The organism is Kitasatospora sp. NPDC059599 (assembly GCF_042735125.1).
Classification (GTDB): Bacteria; Actinomycetota; Actinomycetes; order Streptomycetales; family Streptomycetaceae; genus Kitasatospora.
Genome location: NZ_JBHWCL010000217.1, coordinates 1 through 12880, shown reverse-complemented (window position 1 = coordinate 12880; position 12880 = coordinate 1). Strand labels below are relative to the sequence as shown.

General features: G+C 74.9%; 11 protein-coding genes. 6 read left to right on the top strand and 5 right to left on the bottom strand.

Going from position 1 to position 12880, the window contains the following annotated elements; all coding sequences use genetic code 11:
- The first annotated feature begins 100 nt into the window (after positions 1-100).
- Positions 101-1945, top strand: coding sequence for an ABC transporter ATP-binding protein (locus tag ACFV04_RS41225; protein WP_380536221.1), 1845 nt, complete (start codon positions 101-103; stop codon positions 1943-1945).
- Complete coding sequence (locus ACFV04_RS41220; RefSeq protein WP_380536219.1) at positions 1942-3672, top strand: ATP-binding cassette domain-containing protein; 1731 nt, start codon at positions 1942-1944, stop codon at positions 3670-3672. Before ACFV04_RS41225 ends, ACFV04_RS41220 begins: the two co-directional genes overlap by 4 nt.
- Positions 3673-3700: 28 nt before the next feature.
- Here the strand turns inward: ACFV04_RS41220 and ACFV04_RS41215 are convergent, their stop codons facing one another.
- On the bottom strand, positions 3701-4327 hold the full coding sequence (locus ACFV04_RS41215) for a DNA-binding response regulator (RefSeq protein ID WP_380346378.1): 627 nt from the start codon (positions 4325-4327) through the stop codon (positions 3701-3703).
- Positions 4328-4554: 227 nt separating this feature from the next.
- Between ACFV04_RS41215 and nth the strand changes: the two genes are divergently transcribed.
- From nth to ACFV04_RS41195, 4 genes are all read left to right on the top strand, one after another.
- Complete coding sequence (nth, locus tag ACFV04_RS41210; protein WP_360253890.1) at positions 4555-5340, top strand: endonuclease III; 786 nt, start codon at positions 4555-4557, stop codon at positions 5338-5340.
- A complete protein-coding gene (locus tag ACFV04_RS41205) occupies positions 5337-6071 on the top strand; it encodes an NUDIX hydrolase (protein WP_380346380.1) in 735 nt (244 codons plus the stop codon). The genes nth and ACFV04_RS41205 overlap by 4 nt, the downstream gene beginning before the upstream one ends.
- A gap of 46 nt (positions 6072-6117) precedes the next feature.
- A complete protein-coding gene (locus tag ACFV04_RS41200) occupies positions 6118-7302 on the top strand; it encodes a MarP family serine protease (RefSeq protein WP_380346382.1) in 1185 nt (394 codons plus the stop codon).
- 214 nt (positions 7303-7516) lie between these two features.
- A complete protein-coding gene (locus tag ACFV04_RS41195; protein WP_380346384.1) occupies positions 7517-8215 on the top strand; it encodes a metal-dependent hydrolase in 699 nt (232 codons plus the stop codon).
- A gap of 74 nt (positions 8216-8289) precedes the next feature.
- Here ACFV04_RS41195 and ACFV04_RS41190 read toward each other — a convergent pair whose 3' ends face one another.
- From ACFV04_RS41190 to nhaA, 4 genes are all read right to left on the bottom strand, one after another.
- The gene (locus ACFV04_RS41190) at positions 8290-8499 is read right to left on the bottom strand and encodes a hypothetical protein (protein WP_360253570.1); all 210 of its coding nucleotides are present in this window, start codon (positions 8497-8499) and stop codon (positions 8290-8292) included.
- A 154-nt stretch (positions 8500-8653) separates the two neighbouring features.
- Positions 8654-9691, bottom strand: a complete 1038-nt coding sequence (locus ACFV04_RS41185; RefSeq protein WP_380346388.1) for an alpha/beta fold hydrolase — start codon at positions 9689-9691, stop codon at positions 8654-8656.
- Positions 9692-10013: 322 nt separating this feature from the next.
- Complete coding sequence (locus ACFV04_RS41180) at positions 10014-10490, bottom strand: phage holin family protein (RefSeq protein ID WP_360253566.1); 477 nt, start codon at positions 10488-10490, stop codon at positions 10014-10016.
- Positions 10491-10759: 269 nt separating this feature from the next.
- Positions 10760-12271: a Na+/H+ antiporter NhaA gene (gene nhaA, locus ACFV04_RS41175; protein WP_380536216.1), complete on the bottom strand. Its 1512-nt coding sequence runs from the start codon at positions 12269-12271 to the stop codon at positions 10760-10762.
- Positions 12272-12880 lie beyond the last annotated feature (609 nt).

The window sequence follows — 12880 nt, the reverse complement described above, 5'->3', positions numbered from 1 at the left end:
GGCTAGGCCTCCCGGTCCGGGGCGGGATCCCGCCCCGGACCGGGAGGCCAGCGCGCTTCACGGCTCCACCCGCACGACCGCGACGACCCGGAGGGGCAGAGTGACGACCGAATCCCCGGCGGCGGCCGGCCGCACCGAGCCGGCGATCGGCCGCGACGCCGACCGGCTGCTGCTGAGCGCGGTGCGCCGCGGCGGCGGCTGGGCCGTCCTCCTGGTGCTCGCGGCCCTCGGCAGCGTTCTGGCCCAGGTGCTGCTGCCCGCGGTGGTCGGCTCCGCCGTGGACAGCGCGATGTCCGGCCGGCCGGACGACGGGCGGATCACCACCTGCGCGGCGGTGATCGCCGTGTTCATCGTCTGCGAGGTGCTGTCCGACCTCGCCGCGGGCCGCAGCTCCGCCGCCGGCACGGCCTGGCTGCGCCGGGCCCAGCTGGCCCACCTGCTCACCCTCGGCGGCCGGGCCACCGCCCGCTTCGACCCCGGCGACCTCACCGCCCGGCTGATCGGCGGCGCCGCCGACGCGGGCGCCGCCGCAGAGGCCGCCGTCTGGGCGGCGCTCTCCGTCCTGCCGACCCTCACCAGCGTGGTCGCGCTCTGGCTGATCGACCCCTGGCTGGCCCTGACCTTCCTGGTCGGCATGCCCGCCCTGGTCTACTTCCTGCGCTCCTACGCCCAGGACATGTCCGCCCTGATCACCCGCTACCAGAAGGTCCAGGGCGCCATCGCGGCCGGCTTCGTCGAGGCGCTGGGCGGCATGCGGACCATCGCGGCGGCGGGCACCACGGACCGGGAGGCGGAGCGCGTGCTGCGCCCGCTCCCCGAACTGAGCGGCCTGGGCCACGGCTTCTGGCGGGCGCAGACCAGGGTGGCCTCCCAAAGCGCCCTGCTGGCACCGCTGTTGGATGTCGCGGTGCTGTCGGTGGCCGGTTTCGGGCTGGCCGCCGGCCGGGTCACCCCGGGCGAGATGCTGGCCGCCTCCCGGTACGCCGCCCTGGGCACCGGCCTCGGCATGACCGCGATGTTCCTCGGCCGGCTCGCCCGCGCCAGGGCCGGCGGCGGACGCATCCGGGAGGTGCTCGCGGAGCCCGCCACGGTGTACGGCGTCCGGGCGCTCCCGTCCGGCCCCGGCCGGCTCGAACTGCGCGGGGTCACCGTCCGGGTGGACGGACGGGCCCTGCTGGACGGCGTCGACCTCACGGTGCCGGGCGGGACCTCGCTCGCGATCGTGGGCCGCTCCGGCACCGGCAAGTCCCTGCTCGCCGCGGTGGCGGGCAGGCTGACGGACCCGCACGGCGGGACCGTCCTGCTCGACGGGGTGCCGCTGCCCGAGCTGTCGCGCGAGGAACTGCGCGGCGCGATCGGGTACGCCTTCGAGCGCCCGGCCCTGCTGGGCCGCACGGTCGGCGAGGCCATCGCCCTCGACGACGTGGCGGAGGCGGACCGGCCGAGGCTCTCCCGGGCCGCCGCGGCGGCCTGCATCGACGCCTTCGTGGAGCGCCTGCCGGACGGCTACCGCACCGACCTGCGGGACGTGCCGATGTCCGGTGGCGAGGCCCAACGGATCGGTCTGGCAAGGGCGTTCGCGCACCGGGGCCGGGTCCTGGTGCTCGACGACGCGACCTCCAGCCTGGACACCGTGACCGAGTTCGAGGTCAGCACCGCGCTCACCACCGAACTGGCCGGCCGTACCCGCCTGATCGTCGCCCACCGGGCCTCCACCGCGGCCCGCTGCGATCTGGTGGCCTGGCTGGACGGCGGCGGCATCCGGCGGATCGGCCCGCACGACGAGCTCTGGGCCCTGCCCGAGTACCGGGCCGTCTTCCGGCCCGATCCGCCCGCCGGCGAGGACCTCCCGGCCGGTGCGGACCGCCCCGCCGGCGAGGACCGCCCCGCCGACGGCGCCGGGCCCGACGCGGCCCGCCCCAGCCCCGCCGAGGTGAGCAGGTGAACCGGGCACCCGAGGTCTCCCTCCGGACCGAACTCCTCGCCCCGCTGCGCCGCAGTCCGCGGGTGGTCGTCCGGCTGGCGCTGTGGTCGGCGGTCGAGGCACTGCCCGGGTTCGCCGCCGGCCGCCTGGTGGCCGGGGCGGTGGACTCCGGCTTCGGCGCCGGCCGCCCCGGGGTCGGCATGGCCTACCTGGCCCTGCTCGGTGTCGCCGTCTTCGTCGGCGCCTGGGCGACCCGCCAGGTCTACCCGCGGCTGGCGGCCCTGGTCGAACCGCTGCGGGACGACCTGGTCCGCCGGGTGGTCACCGGCGGACTGCACGCGGCGCGGACGGCCCCCGGCCGCCCCGACACCGCGGGCGTCGCCCGGCTGACCCAGCAGGTGGAGATCGTCCGCGAGGCGTACGCCGGGATCACCATGGTCGTCCGCCGGTTCGTCTTCAGCGTCGGCGGCGCCCTGCTGGGCATGTGCTTCCTGGAGCCGCTGGTCCTGGTCGTGGTGCTGCCGCCGCTGCTGGCCGCCGCCGGCCTGCTGGCACTGATGCTCCGCAGCACCACCGACGCCCAGCGGGAGCTGCTGCTCGCCGACGAGCGCCTCGCCGCCGAGGCGGGCGCCGTGATCGGCGGCCTGCGCGACGTGACCGCGGCCGGTGCCGAGCGGTGGACCGGTGACCGGCTCTCGACGGCGGTCGAGCGGCAGGCGCTGGCGGCGCGGCGGGTCGCCCGCCTGACCGCCGACCGGACCCTGGTGCTGGCCGTCGGCGGCTGGCTCCCGCTGGTCCTGCTGCTGTCCACGGCCTCCTGGCTGACCGGCCACGGTGTGACGGCCGGCGGGCTGCTCGGCTCCGTCACCTACATCACGCAGGGGCTCCAGCCCGCCCTGCAGACCCTGGTCCAGGGCCTGGGCGGCAGCGGCGTACGGCTGGCCGTCACCCTGCGGCGCATCCTGGAGTCCACCCCGCCCGAGCCCGCCGCCCCGGCGCCCGGGCCCGCGGGGCGCACGCACGGCCCGTACGGCGTCGAGCTGAGCAAGGTCGGTTTCGCCTACGGTCCCGGTGCCGAGCCGGTGGTCCGCGACCTCGACCTGACGATCGGTCCGGGGGAGCACCTGGTGGTGGTCGGGCCGAGCGGGATCGGGAAGTCGACCCTGGCCGGTCTGATCGCCGGACTGCTCCGGCCGACCAGCGGCGAGGTGCGCCTCGGCGGGCGCCCGCTGCCCGCCGACCCCGCCGAACTCGCCCGCCACCGCGTCCTGATCCCCCAGGAGGCGTACGTCTTCACCGGCACCCTGGACGAGAACCTGCGGTACCTCGCCTCCGACGCCGGGCCCGGGGACGTGGACCGGGCGGTGGCCGCCATCGGGCTGGAAGGACTGGTCGAACGCCTCGGTGGCCGCGGGGCGCAGATCGCGCCGGACGCGCTCTCGGCCGGCGAGCGCCAGCAGATCGCGCTGGCCCGCGCCTACCTGTCCCCGGCCGACCTGGTCGTCCTGGACGAGGCGACCTGCCACCTGGACCCGGCCGCGGAGGCCCGGGCCGAGGAGGCGTTCGCCCGCCGCCGGGGGTCCCTGCTGGTCATCGCCCACCGGATGAGCTCGGCGCTGCGGGCCGACCGGGTCCTGGTCATGGACGGCACCGACGCCGTCGCTGGCAGCCACGAGGAACTGCTGACGAGCTCCGCCCTCTACCGCGACCTCACCGGCCACTGGCGGCGCCCGGCGGGAGCCCGCTGAACGGGCGGCCGCAGGCCCGCCCGGGGCGTCAGCCGAGCCGGGGCCCGACCGACAGCCAGCCCATCTCCTCGGCGATCCGGATCGCGTCCACCCGGCTGCGCCCCCCGGTCTTGGACACCGCGGCGGCCAGGTGGTTGCGGGCGGTGCCGGGCGAGATGAAGAGCCGGGCGGCGATCTCGGTGACGGAGGCCCCCTGCGCGGCGAGCCGCAGGGTGTCCAGTTCCCTGGGCGTCAGCGGGTTCTCGCGCGCACCCAGCGCGGCCAGGGCCAGTTCCGGGTCGACGGCCCGCTCGCCGGCGGCCACCTTCCTGATCGCCGCGGCCAGTTCCTCGGCCGGGGCGTCCTTGCCGAGGAAGCCCAGCACGTGGGCGGAGAGCGCACTGCGCAGGTAGGCGGGCCGGGCCAGCCCGGTGAGCACCAGCGTCCCGCACTCCGGGAGCTTCTCGTGCAGTTCGGCGGCCGCCTGCAGTCCGTCCAGCCCGGGCATGTCGATGTCCAGCACCGCGACGTCCGGCCGCACCTCCAGCGCGGTCGGCAGCACCAGGTCCCCGCGGTCCACGTCGGCGACGACCTCCAGGTCGTCCTCGTAGGCGAGGAGCGCCATCAACGCGCTGCGCACCATGCTCATGTCCTCGGCCAACAGGACCCTGATCATCAGCCCGCCCCCTGTCAGGTAACCGCCACGCGAAGACTTCATTAGACAACACGCCCTGGCCAAGCCCGCTTCCGCTTGATCACGCCCGCCCCGCCCGCCGGTCGGCGTAGCCTTCGTGCATGGCAGAGAGCAAGGTCCGGAACGCGACGCCGAAGGCCGAGCCGGCGGTGAAGAAGGCGGCGAAGAAGCCCGCCGTGAAGCCGAGGAAGCCCGAGTCGCACCTGGCGATGGTGCGGCGGGCCCGGCGGATCAACCGCGAGTTGGCTGAGCTGTACCCGTACGCGCACCCGGAGCTGGACTTCGAGAACCCCTTCCAACTGCTGGTGGCCACCGTGCTGTCGGCGCAGACCACCGACCTGCGGGTGAACCAGACCACCCCCGCGCTGTTCGCGAAGTACCCGACGCCGGAGGACATGGCGGCGGCGAACCCGGAGGAGCTGGAGGAGGTCATCCGGCCGACCGGCTTCTTCCGGAACAAGGCGAAGTCGCTGATCGGCCTCTCGATCGCGCTGCGGGACGAGTTCGGCGGCGAGGTGCCGGGCCGCCTGGCCGACCTGGTGACCCTGCCGGGCGTCGGCCGCAAGACCGCCAACGTCGTGCTGGGCAACGCCTTCGGGGTCCCGGGGATCACCGTGGACACCCACTTCGGCCGGCTGGCCCGGCGGTTCGGCTGGACCGCCGAGGAGGACCCGGTGAAGGTCGAGGCGGTCGTCGCCGAGATCTTCCCGAAGTCGGAGTGGACGATGCTCTCGCACCGCGTGGTCTTCCACGGCCGCCGGATCTGCCACGCCCGGAAGCCCGCCTGCGGTGCCTGCCCGGTCGCGCCGCTGTGCCCCGCGTACGGCGAGGGGGAGACCGACCCGGAGAAGGCACGCGCGCTGCTCAAGTACGAGATGGGCGGACAGCCCGGGCAACGGCTGAGGCCCCCGGCGGACTTCCCCGGCGAGGCGGCCGCCCGGGCCGACGCGGCCGGCCACGACGGTCGGGTCGCGGATCTGGCGGTGGCCGGATGATCACGCGCGGGATCGAGCGGGACGACCTGCCGGCCTGGCTGGAACCGGTCCGGGAGGCGGCCGAGCGGGTGCTGCCGGAGCAGCTGAGCCGCTTCCTGCCGCCGGTCGAGGGCGGCCGGGCGGCGGCCGTGCTGATGCTGTTCGGCGAGGGCCCGGAGGGGCCGGACGTGCTGCTGATCGAGCGGGCCCGGTCGCTGCGCTCGCACGCCGGCCAGCCGTCCTTCCCGGGCGGCGCGCTCGATCCGGAGGACGGGGACCCGGAGGGCCCGGGCCCGATCGCGGCGGCGCTGCGCGAGGCCTGGGAGGAGACCGGCCTGGACCCGGCCGGGGTGCAGGTGTTCGCGGCACTGCCGCGGCTGTACATCCCGGTGAGCAGCTTCGTGGTGACCCCGGTGCTCGGCTGGTGGCGCGAGGAGTCGCCGGTGCGTCCGGTGGACCGGGGCGAGACCGGCGCGGTGTTCCGGGTGTCGATCGCCGACCTGGCGGACCCGGCGAACCGGGTGCGGCTGCGGCACCCCTCCGGTCACGTCGGCCCGGCCTTCGCGGTCGCCGGCCGGCTGGTGTGGGGCTTCACCGCCGGGGTGATCGACCGGGTGCTGCACCACAGCGGACTGGAGCTGCCCTGGGACCCGTCCCGGATCGTCGACCTCTCGGACGACGCGCTGGCCCTGGTCCAGGGCGACCTCGAACACTCCCGCGCGCTGCCGGGCGGCGACGCCGGAGCCTCGTGACCGACCGCCGGCGCGACCGGCCACCGGACCGTGGGAGGGTGTCGGAGTGAACGTGCTGGATGTGCTGCTGATCGCCGCTGCCGTGGGATTCGCCGTGTCGGGCTACCGGCAGGGCTTCGTGGTCGGTGTCCTGTCGCTGGTCGGCTTCCTCGGCGGCGGTCTGCTGGCGGTCGAGCTGCTGCCGCTGCTGCTCGACCACCTCAGCCCCGGCACCACGGCCTCGGTGGTGGCCGTCGTGGTGGTGATCGTCTTCGCCGCGATCGGCCAGGCGGTCACCGCGCACTTCGGCTGGAAGCTGCGCGGCCACATCGACCGCCGGCCGGCCCGGGTGCTGGACGCGGCCGGTGGCGCGGTGGTGAACGTGGTCTCGATGCTGCTGGTGGCCTGGCTGATCGGCTCGGCGCTGGCCGGGGCCTCGCTGCCGACGGTCTCCAAGCAGGTCCGTTCCTCGGCGATCCTCGGCGGGGTGCAGAACGCGCTGCCCTCGGACGCGCCGAACTGGTTCTCGGACTTCTCCAAGGTGCTCGCCCGCAACGGCTTCCCGCAGGTCTTCAACCCCTTCGAGCACGAGCCGATCACCCAGGTCGACACCCCGGACCCGGCGCTGGCCGCCAGCCCGGCGGTGGCGCGGGCCAAGCAGAGCCTGGTCAAGGTGGTCGGCACGGCGACGTCCTGCGGCAAGACCCTGGAGGGCAGCGGTTTCGTCTTCGCCCCGCACCGGGTGATGACCAACGCGCACGTGGTGGGCGGGGTCAGCGAGCCGACCGTGCAGATCGGCGGCGTCGGCCAGCTGTACGACGCGACGGTGGTCCGCTACGACTGGCAGCGCGACATCGCGGTCCTGGACGTGCCCAAGCTGAACGCGCCCGCGCTGACCTTCGCGGGCGAGGCGAAGACCAACGACAGCGCGATCGTGGCCGGCTTCCCGGAGAACGGCGCCTTCAACGTCCAGCCGGCCCGCATCCGCGGCCGGATCCAGGCCAACGGCCCGGACATCTACCACCGCGGCCCGGTGGTGCGCGACGTCTACTCGGTGCGCTCGGTGGTCCGCCAGGGCAACAGCGGCGGGCCGCTGCTCACCCCGGACGGCCAGGTGTACGGCGTGGTGTTCGCCAAATCCCTGGACAGCGCCGACACCGGCTACGTGCTGACCGCGGCCGAGGTGCGCGAGGACGCCCAGCAGGGCGGCACCGCGACCGCCCGGGTGGACACCCAGGGCTGCGCGCTCTGACCGGGCCGTCCCGGGCCGTCCCGGGCGGGGCCCCGCAGGGGCGGTCCGTCCGGGGGAGGTCTGTCCGGGGAGGCCCCGCCCGGGACGCGCCGGGCCGCGGCGTCCGATATCCGTCGTACCGTCAGCCCGCCCTGATAGCCTCGGCCGCGCTCACCCGTTCGGCTCAACCGGGCGCCGTCCCGGAGTGGGCCCGACGGGAGGTCGTGGCAGTCCGATGATGGGTCATTCGCACGCGGTGAGCGGGGCGATGCTGTACGCGGCGTCGGCCCCCTTCCTGCCCCCGCTGCTGCTGCACACCACGCTGCAGCCGGCGGACATACTGATGGGCACGGTGCTGTGCGCGGGTGCGGCCCTGCTGCCGGACCTCGACCACCACGACGGCTCGATCGCCAACTTCCTCGGCCCGGTCTCCAAGGCGCTCTGCCGCTTCGTGGCCTGGGCGTCCGGCGGTCACCGGCACGCCACCCACTCGCTGCTGTTCGTCGGGCTGATGGGCGCCGGCACCTGGGCCGGCGTGACCTTCCTGGGCCGCAACTTCACGCTCGGGCTGACCTTCTTCCTGCTGGCACTGGCGATCAGGGCGCTGCGACTCTGCCCGCCGGGCGACGGTCCGCAGGCCTGGATCACCGTCATCGGGCTGTCCGCGCTGGGCACCTTCGGGATGAACACCTGGATGCCCAACTCGCCCGGCTGGCTGCCGTACGCGGTGGCGCTGGGCACGCTGGCGCACCTGCTGGGCGACTGCCTGACCAAGAAGGGCGCGCCGCTGCTCTGGCCGCACAAGGAGCGCTACGAGGTCGTGCTGATCAAGCGCAGCGGCAACGACGTCGAGACCAAGGTGCTGGTGCCGATCATGTCGGTGGCGACCTTCGTCCTGCTCTGGTTCACCGCGGTGTCGCCGATCACGAACTGAGCGGTGCGTTCCGGGCGGCCGTTCGACGGCCCGCCCGGTCGCCGGGTGTCACCGGCCCCACGCGGCGCGAGGCCTCAGGTCTCGCGCCGCAGTCGTGCGCCCACCCAGCGGGCGCGCCGGCCGAGGATGCGCGGGATACCGAGCTGCCGCGGGTCCGCGCGGCGACTGCCGTCGAGGCCGTCGAAGCCGAGGTCGTCCGCCCGGTCGGGGCGGTGGGCGGAACGCTGCGGGCTGTTCTGGCGTCGGCCGCGCGGGGCGGCGCCGCGATCGGGCATCCAACTCATACCGGAATGGATGCCCCTGGGCCGGTGGAGGTAATCGCCCGGGGTGTGCCGAAATTGGCCTATGCGGTTGTCATATGAGCGAAACATCACGGGAGTTGGGTCCGAAGGCCCTTCCGTGACATGACACGTCCGGCCCCGGGTGCCTCGCCCGAGGTCACTCCTTGTGGCGCCCGACCCAGTCCAGCAACTCGGCGGTGAACTCCTCCGGCGCCTCCTCGTGCGGGAAGTGCCCGACCCCCGGCAGCAGCCGCCAGCGGTACGGCGCCGCCACGTACTCGCCGCCGCCGAGCGCCGTGTGCGAGAGCAGTACCGGGTCGGCCGCGCCCTGGACGTGCAGGGTCGGCGCGGTGATCGGCTTCTTCATCCGTCGTGCGAACTGGATGCCGTCCGGCCGCGCCAGCGACCGCAGCAGCCAGCGGTAGGGCTCGATCGAGCAGTGCGCGGTGCTCGGGATCTGGATCGCCTGCCGGTACGCGTGCACCGCGGCCTCGTCCAGGCCGTTCGGGCCGGTCCAGGCTTCCAGGTAGCGGCCGACCAGCTCGGCGTCGTCGGCCACCAGGCGGCGCTCCGGTATCCACGGCCGCTGGAAGCCCAGCACGTGCTCGAAGGCGGCGAACTGGCGGCGGTCGGTCAGCAGCGCCCGGCGCAGGTCCCTCGGGTGCGCCGCGGAGACCACGGTCAGGCTCTGGATGACGGACGGGCGCATCACCGCAGCCACCCAGGCCAGGGTGCCGCCGGAGGCGTGCCCCACCAGGTGGGCCCGGCGCTCGCCGAGCGAGCGGATCACCCCGGTGATGTCCAGGGCGAGGTTGCCGGGGTCGTACCCGCGCGGGGTGCGGTCGCTGCCGCCGATGCCCCGCAGGTCGAGCGCCACCGCCCGGTAGCCGGCCTCGGCGAGCGCGGTCAGCTGGTGGCGCCAGGCCCACCAGTACTCGGGCCAGCCGTGCACCAGCAGCACCAGCGGCCCCGAGCCCAGCTCGGCGATGTGGAAGCGGGCGCCGTTGGCCGCGAGGTCGCGGTGCGTCCACGGGCCGGACTGCCGGATGCTCCAGGTCGCGGCGGCCCCGGCGGTCGCCTCGCCGGGCCCCCGCCCGGGGACCGGGCCGGAGCCCCCGGGGACGAGCCCGGGGCCGGAGTCGGGGCCGGAATCGGCGGACGGCTGCGCGGGCACGGGCTTCTGGTCAAGCGGCATACCGAGAGCGTGTCACATCCGCGTGCCGGACACGTGCCCGGCACTCACTGTCGGCGGGTCCGCCCGGGCCACGGCGGCTGACCGGAGCCGTCCGCTCCCGGTACCGCCGGCGGGCTCCGTTGACGGGACCCGTTGACGGTCCGTCGTCGGGGCCGCCCGTCAGCTCGACGACGGCTGTGTGTCAGAGCCCGCCGTCAGTGCCCGCCGTCAGTGCCGCCGGTGGGGCTGCCGGTGGGGCTGCCGGGGCCGCCGCCAGGGCCGTGGGCAGGGCCGTCGGCAGGCCGTCGCGGCGGCGGGACCGCCCTCACCCGGAGGCGACCGCTTACGGGATGCGGCCCAGGGCCCGGTCGATCTCCTCCTTGGTGGCCGGGCGCGGCCGGGCGTTCTTCAGCACGTCGGCGGTCTTCTGGGCACCCTCGATGGTGCGGTGCGGCGGCTCGATCTTCTTGAACGAGCGGTACGCCAGCACCCCGAGCAGGACCGCGAGCAGCAGGTAGGCGCCGGCCACGATGAGGAAGGACCAGCCCAGCGACAGGCCCAGCGCGTGGATGCCGTAGGCCGCGGCGGCGCTCAGCATCGGGATCGAGAACAGCGCCACCACACCGGCGACCGCCAGCGAGACACCGCCCGAGACGCCGCGCTTGACGTCCGCCCGGATCTCGGCCTTGGCGAGTGCGATCTCGTCGTGGACCAGCGCGGACAGATCGGCGGTGGCCGCCGCGAACAGCTGCCCCACTGAACGCTCGCCCTCGTAGGGCGCCCGGCCGTTGCTGGACGGGTCTGCGGTTCCTGCGGGCATCAGCGGTTCTCCTCTGCGGCTGTACGGCGTGACGCCCCGCGGGTCCGCGGTTCCGGGGCCGGTGGGGGTCCGGAGGCGTCAGTGGATTGTCGACAGCTCAGAATCATGCCCCTACCGGTCAGTCGGACACCACTCCGGGGCCCCGCCGGAGGGACGTGTCCCGGCCGGGGAAGGCCTGCGCGCGGTCGTCGGCGGGCCCACCGGCCGCCTCCCGGGCGGGGCTTCCGGGAGGCGGCCGGGGCGGGTGTGCGGAGCTTCCGGAGGGACCGTCAGCGGTCCGTCCCGGAGGTGTCGGGACTCCCGGGGTCCCCGGTGGCCTTCCGGTTCCCGGTGGTGCCAGTAGTGCCGGTAGTGCCAGTAGTGCCGGAGGCGTCGGTGGTGCCGGAGGCGCCGGAGTCCTCGGGGCCGCCGCCGGGCAGCGGCCGGGTCGCCTCGGAGGCCCGGGCCCGCTCCGAGACCCGCGCCCGCCACGCCGGGTCGTCCTCCTGGTAGACGTCCGGGACGCCGTCCCCGTCCAGGTCCCGGTCCTCCTCCTCGCACAGCGCGCGGTAGTGCCGGTTGCGCAGCTTCAGCAGCACGGTGGCGAGCACCGCGCAGAGCAGCGAGCCGACCAGGACGGCCGTCTTGGACAGGTCCGCGAGTTCCGGGTCGTCCGGGAAGGCCAGCTCGCTGATGAGCAGCGAGACGGTGAAGCCGATGCCCGCGAGCACCGAGACGGCGACCATGTCGGCCCACTTGAGCTGCGGGTTCAGCTCGGCCCGGGTGAACCGGGCGGCCAGCCAGGTGCCGCCGAATATGCCCACCGACTTGCCGATCAGCAGGCCGGCCACGATGCCGATCGGGGTGGCCTGGGTGAACACCTCGCGCAGCGCCGGGCCGGAGATCGTCACCCCGGCCGAGAACAGGGCGAACAGGGGGACGGCCAGTCCGGCGGAGAGCGGGCGGACCAGGTGCTCGATGTGCTCGCCGGGGGAGTGCTGCTCGTCGCCCTCCCGGTGGCAGCGCAGCATCAGGCCCATCGCGACGCCCGCCACCGTGGCGTGGATGCCGCTCTCGTGCATCAGCGCCCAGGTGACCAGCGCCAGCGGCACGAACAGGTACCAGCCGTGCACCCCGCGCCGGTGCAGGAACCAGAACAGCACCAGCCCGGCGAAGGCCAGCCCGAGCGCCCAGAACTTGATGCCGGAGCTGTAGAAGACCGCGATGATCAGGATCGCGATCAGGTCGTCGACCACGGCCAGGGTGAGCAGGAAGGCACGCAGCGGCGAGGGCAGGTGGCTGCCGACCACGGCCAGCACGCCGAGGGCGAAGGCGATGTCGGTGGCGGTCGGGATCGCCCAGCCGCCGGGGTGCCCGCCGCTGCCGGAGTTCACCACGGCGAACACGATCGCGGGCAGCGCGACCCCGCAGACGGCGGCGATCACGGGCAGCAGCGCGGCGCTCGGCGTGCGCAGCTCGCCCGCGACGAACTCGCGTTTGAGCTCGATCCCGGCGACGAAGAAGAAGATCGTCAGCAGCCCGTCCTGGGCCCAGGTGGCCAGGGAGAGGTCGAGGTGGAGCGGGGCGGAGGGGCCGACGGTGTAGTCGAGCACGCTCTCGTACGCCTGCGGCCAGACGTTGGCCCAGATCAGCGCGATGACGGCGGCGCCCAGCAGCAGCACGCCGCCGACCGTCTCGGTGCGCAGGGCGTCGGTGATGAAGGCGCGCTCGGGCAGTGGCAGCCGGCCGAGGAACTGCCGGCGGCGGGTCGTCGGCTCGTGGACGGGCGGCTGGTCGGTCACGGGGGACCTCCTGAGGGGCTGGGAGCGGCAACGGATACACGGGTGGTGCAGTTGCCGACCAGACTTCCCGGCGCGCCCTGTGACGCCCGGATCCCCGACAGGGGGTCTTGACGCGTCCTTAGCAGTCTAACGGGACGTTCGGGTGACATCCGGATTGTCTTGTTAAAGGACTTAAGCCCTGCGGGGCGGTTTCGCACTCCGGACGAGCAACGGCCGGGCGCCCGAACGGCCCCGGCCGCAGGTGTTCGGGTGAACCCGTTCCCGTGCCCGTCCTCGCCCGCAGGCGACGTACGGTGCGCCCCGGTCGACGGCCACCTCCCGGCGCGCCCGATCCTGGGCCCCCGTGCGAGCGGCCGACCACCCGCTCCACCCGGCCGGCCGCACCTCGGGCCTGCCCCGCGCGCCGGTGGCCTGCCCCGTTCTTCGATGGACCGCCCCGCTCGCCGGTGGGCGGCCCCGCTCTCGGCTTCGGGCCGTTCGGCCCGGTGGGCACCGCGCGCAGACCCCGGTGGGGCGGGCGGTGCGGGCGGAGCGCGGTCCGTTGCCCGGGCGGGGGCCTGTCCCGGGGCGCCTCCGCGGTCCTGGGTGCGGCCGAGCACGGCTGTGCCC